The organism is Cupriavidus sp. GW822-FHT02D05, from assembly GCF_058802485.1.
On sequence record NZ_JBXAOE010000019.1, the window covers coordinates 79,570 to 100,987 of the forward strand.

Below are 21,418 nucleotides of genomic sequence, written 5' to 3' on the forward strand. Positions count from 1 at the left end.
CGCTCAGCATGACCAAGGACGCAACATGGGTAAGGCGACTGGCTTTCTCGAATTTCCGCGCCAGAACGAAGGTTACGAGCCCGTAACCAAGCGCGTGAAGCACTATAAGGAATTCGTATTCGCGCTGTCCGACAGCGAAGCGAAGATCCAGGGCGCGCGCTGCATGGACTGCGGCATCCCGTTCTGCAACAACGGCTGCCCGGTCAACAACATCATCCCCGACTTCAACGACCTGGTGTATCGCCAGGACTGGAAGTCGGCGATCGAGGTGCTGCACCAGACCAACAACTTTCCCGAGTTCACGGGCCGCATCTGCCCGGCACCGTGCGAAGCTGCCTGCACGCTGGGCATCAACGAAGCACCGGTCGGCATCAAGTCGATCGAGCACGCCATCATCGACAAGGCCTGGGAAGAAGGCTGGGTTGCCCCGCAGCCGCCCAAGCACAAGACCGGCAAGACCGTTGCCGTGGTTGGCTCCGGCCCTGCCGGCATGGCCGTCGCCCAGCAACTGGCGCGCGCCGGCCATGATGTGACCGTGTTCGAGAAGAACGACCGCATCGGTGGCCTGCTGCGCTATGGCATCCCCGACTTCAAGCTTGAAAAGTGGCTGATCGACCGCCGCATGGAACAGATGCAGGCCGAAGGCGTGACCTTCCGTGCCGGCGTGATGGTGACCGACGGCGAACTGCCGGCCGGCATCAAGAACTATGCGCGTGAGACCATCTCGGCGCAGGCCCTGCAGGACCAGTTCGACGCTGTGGTGCTGGCGGGTGGCTCGGAAGTGCCGCGCGACCTGCCGGTCCCGGGGCGCGATCTCGACGGTATCCATTACGCGCTGGAATTCCTGATCCCGCAGAACAAGGAAGTGGCCGGCGACGAGCCCAACGCGCTGCGCGCCGATGGCAAGCACGTGATCGTGATCGGTGGCGGCGATACCGGCTCCGACTGCGTGGGTACGTCGAACCGCCACGGCGCGGAATCGATCATTCAGTTCGAGCTGCTGCCGCAGCCGCCGGAAGAAGAGAACAAGGCGCTGGTGTGGCCGTACTGGCCGATCAAGCTGCGCACCTCGTCCTCGCACGACGAAGGTTGCAACCGCGACTGGTCGGTCGCCACCAAGGAGTTCATTGGCGAGAACGGCAAAATCACCGCGCTCAAGGCCTGCCGCGTCGAATGGAAGGACGGCAAGATGCAGGAAGTGCCGGACAGCGAGTTCATCCTCAAGGCGGATCTCGTGCTGCTGGCCATGGGCTTCACCAACCCGGTGGGCTCGCTGCTCTCCGCTTTTGGCGTGGATACCGATGCGCGCAAGAACGCCCGTGCCAGCACCGAAGGCGATCGTGCGTATCACACCAACGTGCCCAAGGTGTTCGCCGCTGGCGACGTGCGCCGCGGCCAGTCGCTGGTGGTGTGGGCGATCCGCGAAGGCCGCCAGGCCGCGCGTTCGGTCGATGCCTTCCTGATGGGGCATTCCGAGCTGCCGCGCTGATCTGCGCCATGGCTTTGCTGATGCCGTGACGCGTTGCTCGCGCCACAAGACCCGCCCCGCGCAAGCCGGGCGGGTTTTTTCATGGGTGCGCTCAGCCTGGCTGCAGCGTACGGCCCATCAGCACGGCATCGTCGCCGTAAGCCGACAGTTTGGCGGACACGGCAGCGCTGGGAGGCGTCAGATTCTCGTACCCGAGTCTGCGCCACCATGCCGCAGCCGATTGCACGGCGACCAGCCGCGACGAGCGCAATCCGGCAGCGAGCGCGGCCGCGCGGGCCGCGGCGTAGAGCGTTGGCGCCAGGCCGCGGCCCTGGCCCGCGGGTGCTACCGCCATATCGTGCACGAACCAGGTCAGGGTGCTGGCCGGCTTACCATCGCGTTCCCAATGCCGCTCCAGTACCTCGTCGAGTGCCGGCAGGCTGTCCTGGGGCCACATGTGGGTAAACAGATAGGCTGCCAGCTCGCCGTCCCGGCCGGCGGCCACCCAGCAAGTGGCGGGCGACAGCGCCAGGCGGCTGCCGAGGGCTGCGGCGGACTCGAGCAGCATGCCGCGATAGCACTGGGCCTGGATTTCCAGCACGGCGGGCAGGTCGGTGGCCAGCATGGGCCGAGGAGTGTATTCACGCATGACGGGCGATTATAGGCGGCGTCGAAGCACAGGCGCCGTGGATGCCCGGAGATCCGCGCCCAGCCATGCTCACAGGGTTGTCCCGGCTATGGTTAACGTGGTCTGTGCGGTTTTGGGCATTCTTCGTAGAATGACCTGACAATTAAAACAAAGAAAATAAAGACTGCCTCGCTAATCCCTTTTCAGCCGATCAAGACGCCACGGCGATGCCAGTGGCCCGGAGGAATTGATGTCCGAAGTGCGCATTGTTTCGCGGCTTTGGCGAGGTAAGGCGAAGTTGCTTCACCCCGCTGCCATGCCGGCTTGTCTGCAGTTGTTTCTGCACGCCTGGCATCCGCTGTTCCTTGCTGCCCTGCTGCTTGCCGCGAGCGGGCCCGGCCTGGCCCGGCCGGCCTCCGTACCGGCTACCCCGGCGCCGGCAGCGTTTGCGCGCCCGATATCGTTTCCCGTCCGCCCCATTCGCCTGATCGTGCCTTTTCCGGCCGGCAGCGTGCCGGATGCCGTGGCGCGCCTGCTGGCCGAGCGCCTGACGGTACGCCTCGGCGTGCCGGTCGACGTCGACAACCGGCCCGGTGCGGGCGGCACCACGGCGGGAGACGTGGTGGCCAAGGCCAGTTCCGACGGGCATACCCTGCTGTTCCACCAGGCCACCATGCTGATCCAGCCGGGCCTGGAGCCGGTGCCTTATGACGTAGTGCGCGACTTCACGCCTGTAGCGCGGGTCGCGACCATGCCGCTGTTCCTGGTGATCGATGCGCGCCTGCCGATGCGCACGCCGCAGCAATGGCTCGCTGCGGTCAATGCCAGTCCGGGATCCTACAGCTACGGTTCCGGCCAGGCCGGCAGCCCCTCGCACCTTTATGCCCAATACGCTGTGCATGGTGTGCCGAACGGGGTGCCGCTGGTTACGGCCAAGGGCGAGGCGGCGGTGGTGCAGGAGATGCTGGCCGGGCGCGTCAGCGCTTGCTTCTGCGCGTTTGCTTCCGTGCAGGCCCAGGTCAAGAGCGGCAATTTGCGCCTGCTCGGCGTGACTGGTGTGGCGCGTTCGCAACTGGCGCCCACGGTGCCCACGCTGCAGGAGTCGGGGGTGGATGGCTATGGCGCGGGAGCCTGGTACGGCGTCATTGCCCCGGCCAAGACCCCGCATGCCATCGTGGCGCGGATCGCCAGCGAGCTGGATGGCGTCATGGGTGAGCGCGAGGTGCGGGATCGCCTGCTGGCGGCGGGCCTGACGCCGTTGCGCGATTCGCCGGAAGCCTTTGCGACGGCGATCCGGTCGGAGTCGATCCAGTGGCAGGTCATCTTGCGGCAAACTGGCGGGCCCACTGAACCCTAAGCTTCGCCTTTTGGCAGAGATGACCGAAGTCCGCAACTCAAATGTGATGAAACAATTATTTGCGTTGAGTGGATGTGGATTGCGCCACACTGCCTCGGGCAGCGCTAGGTAGTAGCCCTTATAATGGCGGACTGCCTAACACGGTGCCAACGTGACCGATTCCGCCTCAAACCTCGTCGAGCTCAAATCTGTCGATTTCGCCTATGCGGCGGGCGGCAAGCCAATCCTGTCGGGCCTTAGCATGCGCTTCCCGCGTGGCAAGGTGGTGGCCGTCATGGGCGGCTCCGGCTGCGGAAAGACCACCGTGATGCGCCTGATCGGCGGCCAGGTCAGGCCGCAGAGCGGCCAGGTGCTCTTCAACGGCGCCAATATCCCGACCCTGGACCGCAATGACCTGTACGCAGTGCGGCGGCAGATGGGCATGCTGTTCCAGTTTGGTGCGTTGTTCACCGATCTCTCCGTGTTCGACAACGTTGCCTTCCCGTTGCGCGAACATACCGACTTGCCCGAGTCGATGATCCGCGACCTGGTGCTGATGAAGCTCAACGCCGTCGGCCTGCGTGGCGCGCGCGAGCTGATGCCGTCGGAGATCTCCGGCGGCATGGCGCGCCGGGTGGCACTGGCCCGTGCGATCGCGCTCGATCCAGCCCTGCTGATGTACGACGAGCCTTTTGCCGGCCTCGACCCGATCTCGCTGGGCCTGACCGCGCGACTGATCCGCAGCCTGAACGACGCGCTGGGGGCCACTACCATCATCGTGTCGCATGACGTCAACGAGACCTTTCTCATCGCCGACTACGTCTATTTCATTGCCAATGGCCGCATTGCCGCCGAAGGCGAGCCCGAGGCCCTGCGTGCCTCGACGGATCCCTTCGTGCACCAGTTCGTCCATGCCGAGCCTGACGGCCCGGTCCCGTTCCATTATCCGGGGCCGTCGCTGGCCGAGGACTTCGTGAGCGGGGCGGGACGATGATGGGATTTTTCACGAGCATCGGCTCCGCGGTGCGGCAGTCGGTCAGCGGCCTGGGTCATGCCACGCGCATGTTTTTCACGGTACTGGCGATGTCTCCGGCGTTGCTGCGCCGCTTCCGGCTGGTGAGCGACCAGATTTTCTTTGTCGGCAACCTGTCGCTGGTGATCATTGCGGTCTCAGGCCTGTTTGTCGGCTTCGTGCTGGGTTTGCAGGGTTATTACACGCTAAATCGCTACGGCTCCGAGCAGGCGCTAGGGCTGCTGGTGGCGCTGTCGCTGGTGCGCGAGCTGGGCCCGGTGGTGACGGCGCTGCTGTTCGCCGGCCGCGCCGGCACGTCACTGACCGCCGAGATCGGCCTGATGAAGGCGGGTGAGCAACTCACCGCCATGGAAATGATGGCGGTCAATCCGCTACAGCGCGTGATCGCGCCGCGCTTCTGGGCTGGCGTGGTTGCCATGCCGGTGCTGGCGGCAATTTTCAGCGCCGTTGGCATCCTTGGTGGCTATGTGGTCGGGGTGCAGATGATCGGCGTGGACGCGGGCGCGTTCTGGTCGCAGATGCAAAACGGGGTGGATGTTCGCAATGACGTGCTCAATGGCGTCATAAAGAGCTTCATTTTTGGCGTCGCGGTGACGTTTATAGCGTTGTACCAGGGCTATCAGGCCAAGCCGACGCCGGAAGGCGTATCGCATGCCACCACGCGCACCGTGGTGATTGCCTCGCTGGCGGTGCTGGCGCTGGATTTCCTGCTGACTGCGCTGATGTTCAGCTGACTTGGCCGGTGCGGTCGGCGGAGCCGGAGTACTTGAAGAAGAGACGCAGATGAAAAGAAATACACTCGATTTCTGGGTTGGGCTGTTTGTTGTGGCGGGTTTCGTGGCGCTGCTGTTCCTGGCGCTCAAGGCCGGCAACATGAGTGCCCTGTCGTTCCAGGACACCTACTCGGTGCAGGCGCGCTTCGATAATATCGGCGGCCTGAAGCCGCGCGCCCCGGTCAAGAGCGCCGGCGTGGTGGTGGGCCGCGTGGCGGATATCCGCTTCGACGACAAGACCTACCAGGCGACCGTGACGCTCAACCTGGAAAAGCGCTACCAGTTTCCCAAGGACACCTCGGCCAAGATCCTGACCTCGGGCTTGCTCGGGGAGCAGTACCTGGGCCTTGAGGCGGGCGGCGACACCGCCATGCTGGCTGAAGGCTCGCGCATCACCATGACGCAGTCGGCCGTGGTGCTGGAAAACCTGATCGGGCAGTTCCTGTATAACAAGGCCGCCGATGCCGGGGCGGGTGGCAACAATGCCGGCGGCGCTGCCGCTGGAGCCGCCAGCGGCGCGGCGGGGGTGGTGAAATGACCGGCAGGCGTGCTGCCGCGCGCTGGCGCGTGGGACGAAACTGCTTGCTGGCAGCATCGGTTGCATGGCTGGCGGCAGGTTGCGCCACTGGCCCGACCGCCAACCCGAAGGATCCTATCGAGCCCTTCAACCGGGAAGTCTTCAAGGTCAACGACGCCGTCGACAGGACCGTGCTGCGCCCGGTTGCCCAGGTGTACGCAGATTACGTTCCATCGCCGATCCGCACCGCGATCGACAACGCTTTCTCCAACGTCAGCGATGTCTACTCGGCCGTCAACAACCTGCTCCAGGGCAAGCCCACCCGCGCCGCGGAAGACACCATGCGCGTGGCCATCAACAGCGTGCTGGGCATCGGCGGGCTGATCGACATCGCCACGCCGGCGGGCTTGCCGAAGTACAAGGAAGACTTCGGCCAGACCTTGGGCGTATGGGGCGTGCCGGCCGGCCCGTACCTGGTGCTGCCGCTGTTCGGGCCGAGCACGGTGCGCGATACCGCTGGCATGCTGGTCGACCGCCAGATTGATCCGTCGGCGTATATCGATCCCGTGTGGCTGCGCAACTCGCTGTTCGGGGTGCGTGTCGTCAACACCCGGGCTTCGCTGCTTGGCGCCACGGGCCTGATCGAGATGGCGGCGCTCGACAAGTACGCCTTCATGCGCGATGCGTACCTGCAGCGCCGCGAGTACCAGATCTATGACGGCAACCCGCCGGAGAGCGACGATACCGTGCCGACCACCCCGCCGCCGGATGCCACGCAGGAAAACCAGGCGCTACCCACGCCGCCAGTGCAGATGCCCGGCAATATCGGCAATTTCCGTCTGCGCTGAGTGGGTTTTGCCGCGGCTCGTGTCGCCGCTGTGAGTGGTGCAACAAAGTATGAAAAAGTGGTGTCGGAAGCTCCGGCACCGCGAACTCCCAGGCCTTGCCCGAACTCCAACTCGGCGCATGACCATTGCCGGCCTTGGTGCCGGGACGCGCTAGGATGCCGTACCTCGGTGTCCCTGCGTTATCGAATTGATAAGGACGAAATATGCTGAAGCGACTGTTGCTGCCTTTTCTTACCGTGGTTGCCTTTTCCGGCGCCGCCCACGCCCAATCGCAGGATGCCAGCACGCCCGACGGGCTGGTCAAGGCCGTGGTCAGCGACGTGATGACTTCGGTCAAGGCGGACAAGGACATGCAGGCCGGGAACATCGGCAAGATCTCGGCGCTGGTGGAGCAGAAGATCCTGCCCAACGCGAATTTCCAGAAGACTACGCAGATCGCCATGGGCCGCAACTGGTCCAAGGCCACGCCCGAGCAGCAAAAGCAGATCACCGACGAGTTCAAGACCCTGCTGATCCGCACCTATTCGGGCGCCATCGCGCAGATTCGCGACCAGAGCGTGCAGTTCCGTCCGTACCGCGGCAGCCCGGACGATACCGATGCCACCATTCGCACCCAGGTCATCAACAAGGGCGAGCCGATCCAGCTCGATTACCGCCTCGAGAAGACCCCGCAAGGCTGGAAGGTCTACGACATCAACGTGTTGGGCGCCTGGCTGACCGAGGCCTACAAGGGTAGCTTCAACACCATCGTGGGCCAGCAGGGCGTGGACGGTGTGATCAAGACGCTGCAGGACCGCAACCGCCAGCTCGCCAACGCCAAGAACTGAGCCTGCGAGCCTGCCTGAGCGGCAGGCTCAGCATGGCTGGCCGAAGTGTTCTACAATGAGCACTCCCGCACCCGCGGGAGTGCTTTTTTCCAGACCCGCATCCCCGGACCGCTGCCAGATGCTTTCGCTCGACACCTCGCTGACCAACCGCAACGCCGCCGCCGTGCTGCGTGACGGGCTGGCACGCCTGGCCCAGGGCGAAGCCCAGGTGGACTGCGGCAAGCTGACCCAGGTCGACTCCGCTGCCGTCGCGGTGCTGCTGGCCTGGCAGCGCGATGCCGCCAGCCGCGGCCAGTCGCTCGTGTTCGTCGGCGTATCGGCCCAGCTGGCTGAGCTGGCCACGCTGTACGGCGTCGATTCCCTGCTGCAACTCGGCGCCCAGGCGGGCGCCACGGGCGCGCGGCGCGCGCAAGACACCGTTTCCCACCGACATTGAACCGGCATCCGTGGCAAGCTGCTGATCTGCGCTTGCTACCGCGATGCCCGGGCGATGGCTCGCGCCACGCCTCGCGCTCAAAGCGGGACTGCTCCCGCATCCCCTATAATTCCGGGTTGTTCGACCGTTCCGGCATATAAGGCACGGACAAGACACGGTCGAAGCACCCAGGCGGTCCCCGCCATTTCAAGGAGGCCGGCGTGCGAGCCCACAAGAGCCCTACGCGCCTGCCAAACAGTATCCGGCCATGAAAGCCATCGAACTCAAAGACGTTCGCAAGCGCTACCGCAACCTGCAAGCGCTCAAGGGCGTCAGCTTCACCGTCGAGCGGGGCGAATTCTTCGGCCTGCTCGGCCCCAACGGTGCAGGCAAGACCACGCTGATCTCCATCCTGGCGGGCCTGAACCGTGCCGATTCCGGCAGCGTCAGCGTGCTCGGCCACGACGTGGTGTCCGATTACCGGCTGGCGCGGCGCATGTTGGGTGTGGTGCCGCAGGAACTGGTCTTCGATCCCTTCTTCACGGTGCGCGAGACGCTGCGCCTGCAGTCCGGCTACTTCGGCCTGACCCGCAATGACGACTGGATCGACGAGATCATGGCCAACCTCGATCTCACCAACAAGGCCGACGCCAACATGCGCCAGCTCTCCGGCGGCATGAAGCGCCGCGTGCTGGTGGCCCAGGCGCTGGTGCACCGGCCGCCGGTCATCGTGCTCGACGAGCCCACCGCCGGGGTTGACGTGGAGTTGCGCCAAACGCTGTGGAAGTTCATTTCACGCCTGAATCGCGAGGGCCACACCATCATCCTGACCACGCACTACCTGGAAGAGGCGGAGGCGCTGTGTGATCGCATCGCCATGCTCAAGTTCGGCGAGGTGGTGGCGCTGGACCGCACCAGCAACCTGCTGAGCCAGTTCGCCGGGCTGCAGCTGGCGCTGACATTTTCCCGTGGTACCTTGCCGGCCACGCTTGAGCCGCTGCGCATGCCTTCCTCCAATCCGGGCGAACGCGCGGTGCGGCTGCGGCTGTCGGGCTACCCGGCGGTGGAGCCGATCCTGGCCGCCTGCCGCGAGGCCGGCTGCGAAATCGAAGACATGGAAATCAACAAGGCAGACCTGGAGGACGTGTTCGTGCAGATCATGCGGCGCGAAGGTCACATGCCGGGCGCGTTGCCGGATACGGCGGTGGAGGCTGCAGCATGAAGATGCCAACCGAATTCGACGGCACGCAGGACGCCATCAACACCCACCTTGCGCCGATGGCGGTGGGAGGGCTGGTAGGCTTTCGCACGCTGCTCTACAAGGAAGTGCTGCGTTTCTGGAAGGTCAGCTTCCAGACCGTGGCGGCGCCGGTGCTCACCGCGATCCTGTACCTGTTGATCTTCGGCCACGTGCTTGAGAACCGCGTGAAGGTGTACGACCAGATCAGCTATACCGCTTTCCTGGTGCCGGGGCTGGTGATGATGAGCGTGCTGCAGAACGCCTTTGCCAATAGTTCGTCGTCGCTGATCCAGTCCAAAATCACCGGCAACCTGGTGTTCATCATGCTGCCGCCGCTGTCGCACTGGGAAATGTTCGGCGCCTATGTGGTGGCGTCCATCGTGCGCGGCTTGGCCGTGGGCCTGGGCGTGTTGCTGGTGACGGCCTGGTTCGCCAACCTGCATTTCGCCAACATCGCGTGGATCCTGGTGTTTGCCGTGCTGGGCGCGGCGATCCTTGGCACGCTGGGGCTGATCGCCGGGATCTGGGCCGAGAAATTCGACCAGCTTGCGGCCTTCCAGAACTTCCTGATCATGCCGGCCACCTTCTTGTCCGGCGTGTTTTATTCGATCCACTCGCTGCCTCCCTTCTGGCAAGCGGTGTCGCACGCCAATCCGTTCTTCTACATGATCGACGGCTTCCGCTATGGCTTCTTTGGCGTCTCCGACGTGGCGCCGGCCTTCAGCCTCGCAGTCGTGGGTACGGCTTTCGTGGTGCTTGCCACGGTCGCGCTGCAGCTGCTCAAGAGCGGCTACAAGCTGCGCCACTGAACGCTACCCACAAGAGCAGAACGCCAAGAGCCCATCTATCCAGATCCGGAACCGTAAGCGAATCAACGCGAAAAGACCATCATGCTGCCTACACCCCAACAAGTCAGTGACTACATCGCCCAAGGGCTGTCCTGCGAACACCTGGAAGTGGAGGGCGACGGCCAGCACTTCTTTGCCACCATCGTCAGCGCCCAGTTTGACGGCAAGCGCCTGATCCAGCGGCACCAGCAGGTCTATGCCGCGCTGGGCGACCGCATGCGCGCCGAGATCCACGCACTGTCGATGAAGACGCTGACGCCGGCCGAATGGCAGGCGCAGGCGGGCGAGGGAAAGCAGTAAGCTAAGCGCCGGAACAAGGCGGACTCGCACGAATAAATACGGACCAACAAGCTGGCCGCCCGACAGGCCGGACATGACAATCAGGGTCCGCGCCACTCGCGCGGCGGCCCACGGGTATCAGATGCTGCGGCGGCGCGCCTTGACGCACCGCCACGGACCGTAATGAAACATGCCGGACGCCAGCGGGCGGCCGGCCGGAATTGAAAGAACATGGACAAACTCGAGATCCAGGGCAATGGCCCGCTGCGAGGCGAGATCCGCGTATCCGGCGCCAAGAACGCCGCGCTGCCGATCCTGTGCGCGGGACTGCTTAGCGCCGACACCCTCTCGCTCGACAACGTTCCCAGGCTGCAGGACGTGGGTACCACGCTCAAGCTGCTGCGCCAGATGGGCATGAAGGCCGAGCAGGACGGCACGCGCGTGACGCTCAACGGCGCCGACGTCAACTCGCCCGAGGCCCCCTACGAGCTGGTCAAGACCATGCGCGCATCGATCCTGGTGCTGGGCCCGCTGGTGGCGCGCTTTGGCGAAGCGCGCGTGTCGTTGCCCGGCGGCTGCGCCATTGGCGCGCGCCCGGTCGACCAGCACATCAAGGGCCTGCAGGCCATGGGGGCCGAGATCAGCATCGAGCACGGCTTTATCCATGCCCGCGCCAAGCGCCTGAAGGGCGCGCGCGTGGTGACCGACATGATCACCGTGACCGGCACCGAAAACCTGCTGATGGCCGCCACGCTGGCCGACGGCGAGACCGTGCTCGAGAATGCCGCGCGTGAGCCCGAAGTGACCGACCTGGCCAACCTGCTGGTCAAGATGGGGGCCCGTATCGAGGGCATCGGCACTGACCGCCTGGTGATCCAGGGCGTGGATCGCCTGCATGGCGCCAGCCACGCCGTGATCGCCGACCGCATCGAGGCCGGCACTTTCCTGTGCGCGGCCGCCGCGACGCTGGGCGATGTGGTGCTGCGCGGCGTGTCGCCGCACATCCTGGACACGGTGCTCGACAAGCTGCGCGAAGCCGGCGCCGCCATCGAGGCCGGTGAAGACTGGATCCGCCTGACGATGGCCCAGCGCCCGCAGTCGGTGAGCTTCCGTACCTCCGAATACCCGGCCTTCCCGACCGACATGCAGGCGCAGTTCATGGCGCTGAACAGCGTGGCCGGCGGCGTGGCTCGCATTACCGAAACCATCTTCGAGAACCGCTTCATGCACGTGCAGGAGCTGAGCCGGCTGGGTGCCGACATCGCGGTCGAAGGCAATACCGCGGTGGTCACCGGCGTGCCCCGGCTGTCGGGCGCCAAGGTGATGGCGACCGACCTGCGCGCCTCCGCCAGCCTGGTGATCGCCGGCCTGGTGGCCGAGGGCGAGACCGTGATCGACCGCATCTATCACCTTGACCGTGGCTATGACCGCATGGAAGACAAGCTGTCGGCCGTGGGCGCCAAGATCCGCCGCATCGCCTGAGCGCACGAAAAGATAAAAGGACGCAGATGAGCCCCTCCCCGACCCAGTTGACGCTGGCCCTCTCCAAGGGCCGGATCTTCACCGAAACCATGCCGCTGCTCGAGGCGGCCGGCATCCATGTCACCGAGGATCCGGAAACCTCGCGCAAGCTGATCCTGCCCACCTCCGATCCGGACGTGCGCGTCATCATCGTGCGCGCCTCCGATGTGCCGACCTACGTGCAATACGGCGCGGCCGACTTCGGCGTGGCTGGCAAGGACGTGCTGATGGAACACGGCATGGCCGGGCTCTACGCACCGATCGACCTGAATATCGCCAAGTGCCGCATGTCGGTTGCAACCTCGGCCGGCTTCGACTACGCCAGCGCGGTGCGCCAGGGCGCGCGGCTGGCCGTGGCCACCAAATATGTGCAGACCGCGCGCGAGCACTTCGCCAAGAAGGGCGTGCACGTGGACCTGATCAAGCTGTATGGCTCGATGGAACTCGGGCCGCTGGTGGGACTGGCCGACGCCATTGTCGACCTGGTCAGCACCGGCGGGACCTTGCGCGCCAACAACCTGGTCGAAGTGGAAGAGATCGTGCAGATATCGTCGCGCCTGGTGGTCAACCAGGCTGCCCTCAAACTCAAGCGTGAGCGGCTTGCCCCGATTCTCGACGCGTTTGAACGGGCCTCCGCCGCGCTGGCCTGACGCCGCGCGAGAGAGAGCCTGGGGAATGGAGTCATGAACGAAAATTCTATGGAAAACCTCGCAATCCGCCGGCTGGATTCAACCGAGCAGGGCTTTGCCGCCGAGTTGCGCAAGGTACTGGCGTTCGAAGCCGGAGAAGACGACGCCATCGATCGCGCCGTGGCGCAGATCCTTGCCGATGTGAAGGCGCGCGGCGACGCCGCGGTACTGGAGTACACGCAGCGCTTCGATCGTGTGGAAGCCAGCTCCATGGCCGCGCTGGAGATCTCGCCGGCCAAGCTCGAAGCCGCGCTCGACGAGCTCGAGCCCAAGCGCCGCGCCGCGCTGGAAACCGCGGCGGCGCGCGTGCGCGCCTACCACGAGAAGCAGAAGATCGAGTGCGGCAGCCACAGCTGGGAATACACCGAGTCCGACGGCACCGTGCTGGGACAAAAGGTGACCCCGCTGGACCGCGTCGGCATCTATGTGCCGGGCGGCAAGGCGGCGTATCCGTCGTCCGTGCTGATGAACGCCATCCCAGCACGCGTGGCCGGCGTCAAGGAAGTCATCATGGTCGTGCCCACGCCGGGCGGTGTGCGCAACGAGCTGGTGCTGGCCGCGGCGCAGATCGCCGGCGTGGACCGCGTGTTTACCATCGGCGGCGCGCAGGCGGTTGGCGCGCTGGCTTACGGCACGGGCTCGCTGCCCCAGGTCGACAAGATCGTCGGCCCGGGCAACGCCTACGTGGCGGCGGCCAAGCGCCGCGTGTTCGGCACCGTCGGCATCGACATGATCGCCGGCCCGTCCGAGATCCTGGTGATCTGCGACGGCACCACCGATCCGGACTGGGTGGCGATGGACCTGTTCTCGCAGGCCGAGCACGATGAGCTCGCGCAATCCATCCTGCTGTGCCCCGACTCGAACTACCTGGCCCAGGTGGAAGAAAGCATCCACCGCCAGCTTGACTCCATGCCGCGCCGCGACGTCATCCGTGCCTCGCTGTCCGGGCGCGGCGCGCTGATCCGGGTACGCGACATGGACGAGGCCTGCGAGATCGCCAACGCGATCGCGCCGGAGCACCTGGAGATTTCCGCCGAGAACCCGCGCCACTGGGCCGAGAAGATCCGCCACGCCGGCGCCATCTTCCTGGGCCGCTATACCAGCGAGTCGCTGGGCGACTATTGTGCGGGGCCCAACCACGTGCTGCCGACCTCGCGCACCGCGCGTTTCTCGTCGCCGCTGGGCGTGTACGACTTCCAGAAACGCTCCAGCCTGATCGAAGTGAGCGAGCAGGGCGCCCAGATGCTGGGCCAGATCGCCGCCGAGCTGGCCTATGGCGAGGGATTGCAGGCCCACGCCCGCAGCGCCGAGTATCGCCTCAGGCGTAACTGAGGCACAGCGGCCGGGTTCCGGTTTTTTCGGCGCCCGGCCGGATTGCAGCAATCAGCACCGACAACCACCGACCAAAGAGGTAATCCAATGTCCGTAGTGCAGCCTTCCCTGATCGAACGCATCATCCGTGACGACGTACGCGCCATGGGCGCCTACCATGTGCCGGATTCGCACGGTCTGGTGAAGCTGGACGCGATGGAGAATCCCTACCAGCTGCCCGACGCGCTGCGCGCAGAGCTGGCCGCGCGGCTGGCCGAGGTGGCGCTGAACCGTTATCCGGTGCCAAGCAGCGAAGTGCTGCGCGCGCGCCTGAAAACGGTCATGGACGTGCCCGCGGGCATGGACGTGCTGCTGGGCAACGGCTCGGACGAGATCATCAGCATGTTGTCGCTGGCCGCCGCCAGGCCGGGCGCCAAGGTGCTGGCACCGGTACCGGGCTTCGTCATGTACGCCATGTCCGCCCAGTTTGCCGGGCTGGAATTCGTCGGCGTGCCGCTCAAGGCGGATTTCACGCTCGACCGGGCGGCCATGCTCGCGGCCATGGCCGAGCACCAGCCTGCCATCATTTACCTGGCCTACCCCAACAATCCCACCGGCAACCTGTTCGATGCGGATGACATGGAAGCCATCGTGCGCGCCGCCCAGGGCGAGACCTGCCAGAGCCTGGTGGTGGTCGACGAGGCCTACCAGCCATTCGCCCAGGACACCTGGATGCCGCGCCTGGCCGAGTTCGGCAACCTGCTGGTGATGCGCACCGTGTCCAAGCTGGGCCTGGCCGGCATCCGGCTGGGTTACCTGGCCGGTGCGCCGGCCTGGCTCGCGCAGATCGACAAGGTGCGCCCGCCGTACAACGTCAATGTGCTGACCGAGGCCACCGCGCTGTTCGTGCTGGAGCATGTCGACGTGCTGGACCAGCAGGCTGCGCAACTGCGCGCCGAGCGCGCCACCGTGGCCAGCGCCCTGGCCGCCTTGCCGGGCGTGACGGTCTACCCGAGCGCCGCCAATTTCCTGCTGGTGCGCGTCGACGATTCCGCCCGTGTGTTCGACGGGGTGCTCGCGCGCAAGGTTTTGATCAAGAACGTGGGTAAAATGCACCCATTGCTGGCCAACTGTCTGCGCGTCACGGTCAGCACTCCCGAAGAGAACGCGCAATTTCTCGCTGCCTTCCAGGCGGCGTTGCAGGATTAACACCATGCGTGTTGCAGAGGTCACCCGCAATACTTCGGAAACGCAAATTCGCGTTTCGCTGAATCTCGATGGCACCGGCCGCCAGAAACTGGCGTCGGGCGTGCCGTTCCTCGACCACATGCTGGACCAGATCGCGCGCCATGGCATGTTCGACCTGGAGGTCGAAGCCAGCGGCGACACCCATATCGATGACCACCACACGGTGGAAGACGTCGGCATCGCGCTCGGCCAGGCCGTTGCCAAGGCCATTGGCGACAAGAAGGGCATCACCCGCTACGGCCACAGCTATGTGCCGCTGGACGAATGCCTGTCGCGCGTCGTGATCGACTTCTCCGGCCGCCCGGGCCTGGAGTTCCATGTGCCGTTTACCCGCGCGCGGGTGGGCAGCTTCGATGTGGACCTGACCATTGAGTTCTTCCGCGGGTTCGTCAATCATGCCGCGGTGACGCTGCATATCGACAACCTGCGCGGCATCAATGCCCATCATCAATGCGAAACCGTGTTCAAGGCCTTCGGCCGCGCGCTGCGCATGGCGGTGGAAATGGATCCGCGCGCTGGCAACACGATTCCGTCGACCAAAGGCACCCTCGTCGGCTGAGCCTTAGCGGCGTCCACCAGCCTCGCATGGCGGCGCATTCTGCGCCGCCGGCGGCAAATTTCCGATCAATGTGGTGCCGATGCGGCACCAACGCGGCATTAGCGCGACATTAGCCCAACCCGATGGATACGCTTAAGTCGTTCATCTCGCTGCTGGCGCTGATCAACCCGATCGGGGCCATTCCGTTCTTCATCAGCCTGACCACCCAGCAGACCGAGGAAGAAAAGCGGCATACCATCAAGATTGCGTCGATCTCGGTGGCGACGGTAGTGGGTATTTCCGCCTTGCTGGGCCAGCAGATCATTGAGTTCTTCAATATCTCGGTGGCTTCGCTCCAGGTGGGCGGTGGCCTCATCATGATCATGATGGCGATGAACATGCTGAACGCCCAGACCAGCCGCACCAAGGCGACGCCCGAGGAAGAGGACGAGGCGGAAGCCAAGGCCAGCATCGCGGTGGTGCCGCTGGCGCTGCCCTTGCTGACCGGGCCCGGCTCGATCAGCACGGTGATCGTCTATGCCGGCAAGACCCAGCACTGGTACCAGTTGCTGATTCTGGTCGGAATCGGGATCGCGCTGGGCGCAGTGGTATATATAGTATTCCGCGCCGCGGACCCGATCGCGCGCGTGATCGGCCGCACTGGCATCAATATCGGTACGCGCCTGATGGGACTGATCCTATCGGCGCTGGCCGTGGAATTCATTGTGGACGGGCTTAAGACATTGTTGCCTGTTTTGAAATCATGACTACCATAGCAATTGTGGATTACGGCATGGGCAACCTGCGCTCGGTGGCGCAGGCCCTGCGTGCGGCGGCGCCCGAGGCGGACGTACAGGTGGTGGACCAGCCCGAGGCGATCCGCGCGGCGGACCGCGTGGTGCTGCCCGGCCAGGGGGCGATGCCAGACTGCATGGGCGCGCTGGGCGCGTCCGGCTTGCAGCAGGCGGTGATCGAGGCCGCCGCCAGCAAGCCGATGCTGGGCGTGTGCGTTGGCGAACAGATGCTGTTCGACTTCAGCAAGGAAAGTAGGACGCAGGACGGCAGCACGCCTTGCCTGGGGCTGTTGCCCGGCGAGGTGATCCGCTTCGAGCTGGAAGGCATGACCCAGCCGGACGGCTCACGCTACAAGGTGCCGCAGATGGGCTGGAACCGGGTGCGGCAGGCACGCTCCCATCCGCTGTGGGCTGGCATCCCCGATGAAAGCTGGTTCTATTTCGTGCATAGTTACTACGTGCATGCGCAGGATCCGGCGCATATTGCCGGCGAAACCGACTACGGTGTCTTATTTACGAGCGCGGTAGCGCGCGATAATATTTTTGCCACGCAGTTCCACCCGGAAAAGAGCGCCGCCATGGGCTTGCAGCTGTACCGGAACTTCGTGCATTGGAATCCCTGAACCTCGATAGCGGCTTTTTCGGGACCGAGTTGGCCGGCCACGGTGGCTAGCTCAATTTTCTCTTTCACTCAATCACGCTCGTCACACTTATGTTGCTCATTCCGGCCATCGACCTGAAGGACGGTCAATGTGTACGCCTTAAACAAGGCGACATGGACCAGGCCACCGTCTTTTCCGAAGATCCCGCCGCCATGGCACGTCACTGGGTGGAGCAGGGCGCACGGCGCCTGCACCTGGTCGACCTCAATGGTGCGTTCGTGGGCAAGCCCCGCAATGAAGCTGCCATCAAGGCCATCATCGCCGAGGTGGGCGATGAGATCCCGATCCAGCTCGGCGGCGGCATCCGCGACCTGAACACCATCGAGCGCTGGCTCGACGGCGGCCTGTCGTACGTGATCATCGGCACGGCCGCGGTCAAGAATCCCGGGTTCCTCAAGGATGCCTGCACGGCGTTCGGCGGCCATATCATCGTCGGCCTGGACGCCCGCGAAGGCAAGGTTGCCACCGACGGCTGGAGCAAGCTGACCGGCCACGAAGTCGCCGACCTCGCGCGCAAGTACGAGGACTACGGCGTGGAAGCCATCATCTACACCGACATCGGCCGCGACGGCATGTTGCAGGGCATCAATATCGATGCCACCGTCAAGCTGGCGCAGTCGGCGACGATTCCGGTGATCGCCAGCGGCGGGCTGTCCAACCTGGCCGATATCGAACGCCTGTGCAGCGTGCAAAAGGATGGTGTCGAAGGCGTCATCTGCGGCCGCGCGATCTATTCGGGTGACCTCAATTTCGCCGAAGCCCAGGCGCTTGCCGACAAGCTCGGCGCCGAGCAGTAAGACAACGCGCCTCGCGCGCGACAATTGCAGCCACCGGCGCCACGCATGCGCGCAGCGCCGTGGCGGGCAAGGAATCTCATGCTAGCCAAACGTATCATCCCCTGCCTCGACGTGACCAACGGGCGGGTGGTCAAGGGTGTCAACTTCGTCGAATTGCGCGACGCGGGCGACCCGGTCGAGATCGCCCGCCGTTACGACGAGCAGGGTGCCGATGAAATCACTTTTCTTGATATCACCGCGACCAGCGACGGCCGCGACCTGATCCTGCACATCATCGAGGCGGTGGCCTCCCAGGTCTTCATCCCGCTGACGGTAGGTGGCGGCGTGCGGGCCGTGGAAGACGTGCGGCGCCTGCTCAATGCCGGCGCTGACAAGATCAGCGTCAACTCCTCGGCCATCGCCAACCCGCAGCTGGTGTCGGACGCCACCGCGCGCTACGGGTCGCAGTGCATCGTGGTCGCGATCGACGCCAAGCGCAGCTCCGCGCCCGGCGAGCCGGCGCGCTGGGAAGTCTTCACCCACGGCGGGCGCAAGGCCACCGGCCTGGACGCCGTGGCCTGGGCGCGCGAGATGGCCGCGCGCGGCGCCGGCGAGCTGCTGCTCACCAGCATGGACCGCGACGGCACCAAGAGCGGGTTCGACCTTGAACTCACGCGGGCTGTCAGCGACGCGGTGTCCGTGCCGGTCATCGCCTCGGGTGGCGTGGGCGGCCTGAAGGACCTGGCCGACGGCATCAAGCTGGGGCACGCCGACGCGGTGCTGGCCGCCAGCATCTTCCACTACGGCGAGCACACCGTTGGCGAAGCAAAGGCATTCATGGCCCGCGAGGGCATTCCGGTGCGAATCTGAACACGGCGAACCGACATGGCAAAGAAGTGGCTCAACAAGGTTAAGTGGGACGACAACGGCCTGGTGCCGGTGATTGTCCAGGAAGTCGGCTCGAACGACGTGCTGATGTTCGCGTTCATGAACCGCGAAGCGCTGCAGCGCACCGCGGAGATCGGCGAGGCCGTGTTCTGGTCGCGCTCGCGCAAGCGCCTGTGGCACAAGGGCGAGGAATCCGGCCACGTACAGAAGGTGCACGAGATGCGCCTGGATTGCGATGAAGACGTGGTCCTGCTCAAGGTCACCCAGAACGACGGCATCGCTTGCCACACCGGGCGCCACTCCTGCTTTTTCCAGAAGTTCGAGGGCGACGCCGAGAGCGGTGACTGGCAGACCGTCGAGCCTGTGCTCAAGGATCCGTCCACTATCTACGCGGCCAAGCCATGAGCGAACAACATTTGAGCAGCGCGGACGTGCTGGCCCGCCTGGCCACCGTGCTGGAGTCGCGCAAGCCGGAGAACGGCGGAGACCCTGACAAGTCTTACGTGGCACGCCTGTTCCACAAGGGTGACGACGCCATCCTGAAGAAGATCGGCGAGGAAGCCACCGAGACCGTGATGGCCGCCAAGGATGCGCGCGCTGCCGGCCTGGGTCCGGAGGCGGTCGGCAAGGTGGTGTACGAGGTGGCCGATCTCTGGTTCCACAGCATGGTGCTGCTCGCCCGTTTCGGCCTGAAGCCGGCCGACGTGGTCAACGAGCTGGCTCGCCGCGAAGGCCTGTCCGGCCTTGAGGAAAAAGCCCAGCGCAAGGCCGACGGCAGTTGAATAGCCACGCCGGCCCGCCGGCAACCCGCAACTACGAGCCGCTTTGAGGAGCAACGACGATGGGGGATGTGATCACCGCTGACAACGACCGGCTCGCTAGCCTGCGCAAGCTGACGCACATTCTTTATGCCCTGTACGCCATTTTCTGGCTGACCGGCGGCATCACCGCGCTGATCGCCATCGTGGTCGGGTACGTCAAGCGCGACGACACCCGGGGCACCCTCTACGCCTCCCACTTTGCCTGGCAGATCCGCTCCTTCTGGTGGTCGGTGGCGTGGGCCATTCTGGGCGGCGTGCTGTTTGCCACGGTGTTCCTGATACCGCTGGCCTTTGCGGCATGGGGCGTGCTGTCCCTGTGGATGTTGTATCGTATCGTCAAGGGCTGGCTCTACCTGAATGACAGCAAGCCGATGTACCCGGATCAGCGTTTCTGATGCTTCTGACGGGATCCCGGCGGGTTCCCGGCGAAATCGCAGCCTGATTTGCTGCGCGCAATGAAATTTTCATGAATTCACCGCACAATTGCCTCTTCTGCAGGATCGTGGCCGGCCAGCTACCGTCGCGCAAGGTGTATGAAGATGACGAAATGCTGGCTTTCCATGATATCCACCCGAAAGCCCCGGTACACTTCCTGCTCATTCCCAAGGTGCATGTCGATTCGCTGGCCGATTGCGGACCCGGCGAAGGCGCGGTGCTTGCTAAAATGATGTTGAAAGTGCCGGAGTTGGCGCGCGCGGCAGGCTGTGGCAATGGTTTCCGGACGGTGATCAATACCGGCCCGGATGGCGGACAGGAGGTGTACCACCTCCATCTGCACGTGCTTGGCGGCCCGCGCAACCAGTGGAAGGTGCCGCTGCCTTAAAAGCTGGCCTCAAGCCAGCCTGGCAGCCAGCCCATGCAGGACCGCGGGCCGCGTGGCCTTCGGTCAGATGCCGTGCCGGCAACCGTCGCCCGGCATGGCCTTCAGTGACGGAACAACAAGCCGGGGTGGCAAGGCGCCGCCCCAGGCTTCATCAGGAGCAGAAAATGGGTTCGTTTAGCATTTGGCACTGGCTCATCGTGCTGGTGATCGTCATGCTGGTCTTTGGCACCAAGAAGCTGCGCAATATCGGCCAGGATCTCGGTGGCGCCGTGAAGGGCTTCAAGGACGGCATGAAGGATGCCAACGGGAACCCCGCTGACGCGCCGGACGCGCCGGCCAAGGAACTGCGTGACACCACCACCATCGACGTCGAAGCCAAGGAAAAGTCGCGCCAGCAGTAAGCGCGATCCCACCCTTGTCAGCACGCCCGATGTCTCTCCTCCTGGCAGCAATGCCTTGCCGGCCACGTTCGCTTCGCCACGCTTGCCTGCGTGACGATCTGCGCGCTGGCCGGGGCGGCCATTGTTACGGCCTCATCCTCCCGAACCTCGCATGATCGATCTCGGCATTTCCAAGCTTGCACTGATCGGCGCCGTGGCGCTGGTGGTGATCGGTCCCGAGCGGCTGCCGAAGGTGGCGCGCACGGTCGGCGCACTGGTCGGCCGCGCGCAGCGCTATATCAATGATGTGAAGGCAGAAGTCAGCCGCGAGGTCGAGCTCGACGAACTGCGCAAGATGCGCACGGAGTTCGAGGATGCCGCGCGCGATGTCGAGCGCACCATCCACAAGGAAGTGCACGAGCACGGCCAGGCCCTGAACGATGCACTGACCGGCACTGACTCAAGCACGCAGGCAGGGGCAAGCCCGGCCAGTGGCTATGTGCCTTCCTGGGACACGGCGCACAAGCCCCACAACGGCCGCAAGAGCTGGCGCGTCAAGCAAGGCGCGCAGCCCCTGTGGTACAAGCGCCAGCACAATGTACGCGTGTGGGCGCAGTCCGGCGCCGCGCGCGTCAAGCGCCACCGTCCCGCCACCGGTCCCGCTCGCTCTTTCTTCGAGTGAGCATGAAGGGGCTTGTCCACACGCCGGTAACCGGCCGGCCACCGCTGTCGTGCGTTCCGACTTGCGCGCCGTG

27 protein-coding genes are annotated in these 21,418 nt (G+C 64.9%); 26 read left to right on the forward strand and 1 reads right to left on the reverse strand.

Annotated features, from left to right (window positions below; all coding sequences use genetic code 11):
* The first annotated feature begins 25 nt into the window (after positions 1 to 25).
* Positions 26 to 1,489: a glutamate synthase subunit beta gene (locus AC1RQK_RS24495; protein ID WP_441637855.1), complete on the forward strand. Its 1,464-nt coding sequence runs from the start codon at positions 26 to 28 to the stop codon at positions 1,487 to 1,489.
* A 91-nt stretch (positions 1,490 to 1,580) separates the two neighbouring features.
* On the opposite strand, the gene AC1RQK_RS24500 is transcribed toward AC1RQK_RS24495, so the two are convergent.
* On the reverse strand, positions 1,581 to 2,117 hold the full coding sequence (locus AC1RQK_RS24500) for a GNAT family N-acetyltransferase (RefSeq protein WP_492373458.1): 537 nt from the start codon (positions 2,115 to 2,117) through the stop codon (positions 1,581 to 1,583).
* A 295-nt stretch (positions 2,118 to 2,412) separates the two neighbouring features.
* On the opposite strand from AC1RQK_RS24500, the gene AC1RQK_RS24505 reads away from it, so the two are divergent.
* The 25 genes from AC1RQK_RS24505 (at position 2,413) to tatB (ending at position 21,345) form a co-directional block, all read left to right on the forward strand.
* Positions 2,413 to 3,453 carry a tripartite tricarboxylate transporter substrate binding protein gene (locus AC1RQK_RS24505; RefSeq protein ID WP_492373485.1) on the forward strand — a complete coding sequence of 347 codons (1,041 nt, stop codon included), beginning with the start codon at positions 2,413 to 2,415 and terminating at the stop codon, positions 3,451 to 3,453.
* 151 nt (positions 3,454 to 3,604) lie between these two features.
* Positions 3,605 to 4,426, forward strand: a complete 822-nt coding sequence (locus tag AC1RQK_RS24510; protein ID WP_492373459.1) for an ABC transporter ATP-binding protein — start codon at positions 3,605 to 3,607, stop codon at positions 4,424 to 4,426.
* Positions 4,423 to 5,199, forward strand: coding sequence for a lipid asymmetry maintenance ABC transporter permease subunit MlaE (mlaE, locus tag AC1RQK_RS24515; protein WP_492373460.1), 777 nt, complete (start codon positions 4,423 to 4,425; stop codon positions 5,197 to 5,199). The genes AC1RQK_RS24510 and mlaE overlap by 4 nt, the downstream gene beginning before the upstream one ends.
* A gap of 49 nt (positions 5,200 to 5,248) precedes the next feature.
* Positions 5,249 to 5,776, forward strand: a complete 528-nt coding sequence (gene mlaD / locus AC1RQK_RS24520; protein WP_043352390.1) for an outer membrane lipid asymmetry maintenance protein MlaD — start codon at positions 5,249 to 5,251, stop codon at positions 5,774 to 5,776.
* Positions 5,773 to 6,603, forward strand: a complete 831-nt coding sequence (locus tag AC1RQK_RS24525) for an MlaA family lipoprotein (protein ID WP_492373461.1) — start codon at positions 5,773 to 5,775, stop codon at positions 6,601 to 6,603. The genes mlaD and AC1RQK_RS24525 overlap by 4 nt, the downstream gene beginning before the upstream one ends.
* A 203-nt stretch (positions 6,604 to 6,806) precedes the next feature.
* Complete coding sequence (locus AC1RQK_RS24530) at positions 6,807 to 7,430, forward strand: MlaC/ttg2D family ABC transporter substrate-binding protein (protein WP_150985713.1); 624 nt, start codon at positions 6,807 to 6,809, stop codon at positions 7,428 to 7,430.
* A 55-nt stretch (positions 7,431 to 7,485) separates the two neighbouring features.
* Positions 7,486 to 7,866, forward strand: coding sequence for an STAS domain-containing protein (locus AC1RQK_RS24535; protein WP_492811601.1), 381 nt, complete (start codon positions 7,486 to 7,488; stop codon positions 7,864 to 7,866).
* Between the two features lie 247 nt (positions 7,867 to 8,113).
* Positions 8,114 to 9,067 (forward strand): ABC transporter ATP-binding protein, encoded by a 954-nt coding sequence (locus AC1RQK_RS24540; protein WP_150985711.1) that lies wholly within the window; start codon positions 8,114 to 8,116, stop codon positions 9,065 to 9,067.
* 56 nt (positions 9,068 to 9,123) lie between these two features.
* On the forward strand, positions 9,124 to 9,894 hold the full coding sequence (locus tag AC1RQK_RS24545; protein WP_416050396.1) for an ABC transporter permease: 771 nt from the start codon (positions 9,124 to 9,126) through the stop codon (positions 9,892 to 9,894).
* 81 nt (positions 9,895 to 9,975) lie between these two features.
* Complete coding sequence (locus tag AC1RQK_RS24550) at positions 9,976 to 10,233, forward strand: BolA family protein (RefSeq protein ID WP_043352389.1); 258 nt, start codon at positions 9,976 to 9,978, stop codon at positions 10,231 to 10,233.
* 210 nt (positions 10,234 to 10,443) lie between these two features.
* Positions 10,444 to 11,694 carry a UDP-N-acetylglucosamine 1-carboxyvinyltransferase gene (murA, locus tag AC1RQK_RS24555; protein WP_492373463.1) on the forward strand — a complete coding sequence of 417 codons (1,251 nt, stop codon included), beginning with the start codon at positions 10,444 to 10,446 and terminating at the stop codon, positions 11,692 to 11,694.
* A 26-nt stretch (positions 11,695 to 11,720) separates the two neighbouring features.
* Positions 11,721 to 12,383, forward strand: coding sequence for an ATP phosphoribosyltransferase (gene hisG, locus AC1RQK_RS24560; protein ID WP_150985708.1), 663 nt, complete (start codon positions 11,721 to 11,723; stop codon positions 12,381 to 12,383).
* A gap of 33 nt (positions 12,384 to 12,416) precedes the next feature.
* Positions 12,417 to 13,754: a histidinol dehydrogenase gene (hisD, locus tag AC1RQK_RS24565; protein WP_174424915.1), complete on the forward strand. Its 1,338-nt coding sequence runs from the start codon at positions 12,417 to 12,419 to the stop codon at positions 13,752 to 13,754.
* 87 nt (positions 13,755 to 13,841) lie between these two features.
* Positions 13,842 to 14,942: a histidinol-phosphate transaminase gene (hisC, locus tag AC1RQK_RS24570; RefSeq protein WP_492373464.1), complete on the forward strand. Its 1,101-nt coding sequence runs from the start codon at positions 13,842 to 13,844 to the stop codon at positions 14,940 to 14,942.
* 4 nt (positions 14,943 to 14,946) lie between these two features.
* The gene (hisB, locus tag AC1RQK_RS24575) at positions 14,947 to 15,540 is read left to right on the forward strand and encodes an imidazoleglycerol-phosphate dehydratase HisB (RefSeq protein WP_006159655.1); all 594 of its coding nucleotides are present in this window, start codon (positions 14,947 to 14,949) and stop codon (positions 15,538 to 15,540) included.
* A gap of 122 nt (positions 15,541 to 15,662) precedes the next feature.
* Entirely contained in the window at positions 15,663 to 16,286 is a 624-nt protein-coding gene (locus tag AC1RQK_RS24580; RefSeq protein ID WP_043350221.1) for a YchE family NAAT transporter, read from the forward strand.
* A complete protein-coding gene (hisH, locus tag AC1RQK_RS24585; RefSeq protein WP_492373465.1) occupies positions 16,283 to 16,936 on the forward strand; it encodes an imidazole glycerol phosphate synthase subunit HisH in 654 nt (217 codons plus the stop codon). The genes AC1RQK_RS24580 and hisH overlap by 4 nt, the downstream gene beginning before the upstream one ends.
* An 89-nt stretch (positions 16,937 to 17,025) precedes the next feature.
* Positions 17,026 to 17,772: a 1-(5-phosphoribosyl)-5-[(5-phosphoribosylamino)methylideneamino]imidazole-4-carboxamide isomerase gene (hisA, locus tag AC1RQK_RS24590; RefSeq protein WP_006159658.1), complete on the forward strand. Its 747-nt coding sequence runs from the start codon at positions 17,026 to 17,028 to the stop codon at positions 17,770 to 17,772.
* A gap of 78 nt (positions 17,773 to 17,850) precedes the next feature.
* Positions 17,851 to 18,621, forward strand: a complete 771-nt coding sequence (gene hisF / locus AC1RQK_RS24595) for an imidazole glycerol phosphate synthase subunit HisF (protein WP_174424913.1) — start codon at positions 17,851 to 17,853, stop codon at positions 18,619 to 18,621.
* Between the two features lie 15 nt (positions 18,622 to 18,636).
* Complete coding sequence (gene hisI, locus AC1RQK_RS24600) at positions 18,637 to 19,044, forward strand: phosphoribosyl-AMP cyclohydrolase (RefSeq protein WP_043350207.1); 408 nt, start codon at positions 18,637 to 18,639, stop codon at positions 19,042 to 19,044.
* Positions 19,041 to 19,421 carry a phosphoribosyl-ATP diphosphatase gene (locus AC1RQK_RS24605; protein ID WP_492373466.1) on the forward strand — a complete coding sequence of 127 codons (381 nt, stop codon included), beginning with the start codon at positions 19,041 to 19,043 and terminating at the stop codon, positions 19,419 to 19,421. Before hisI ends, AC1RQK_RS24605 begins: the two co-directional genes overlap by 4 nt.
* 59 nt (positions 19,422 to 19,480) lie before the next feature.
* Positions 19,481 to 19,855, forward strand: coding sequence for a DUF4870 family protein (locus AC1RQK_RS24610; protein WP_174424912.1), 375 nt, complete (start codon positions 19,481 to 19,483; stop codon positions 19,853 to 19,855).
* Between the two features lie 71 nt (positions 19,856 to 19,926).
* A complete protein-coding gene (locus AC1RQK_RS24615; RefSeq protein WP_174424911.1) occupies positions 19,927 to 20,283 on the forward strand; it encodes a histidine triad nucleotide-binding protein in 357 nt (118 codons plus the stop codon).
* 164 nt (positions 20,284 to 20,447) lie between these two features.
* Positions 20,448 to 20,684, forward strand: a complete 237-nt coding sequence (tatA, locus tag AC1RQK_RS24620; RefSeq protein ID WP_043350196.1) for a Sec-independent protein translocase subunit TatA — start codon at positions 20,448 to 20,450, stop codon at positions 20,682 to 20,684.
* A 151-nt stretch (positions 20,685 to 20,835) separates the two neighbouring features.
* Positions 20,836 to 21,345 carry a Sec-independent protein translocase protein TatB gene (gene tatB / locus AC1RQK_RS24625; RefSeq protein ID WP_253931150.1) on the forward strand — a complete coding sequence of 170 codons (510 nt, stop codon included), beginning with the start codon at positions 20,836 to 20,838 and terminating at the stop codon, positions 21,343 to 21,345.
* Positions 21,346 to 21,418 lie beyond the last annotated feature (73 nt).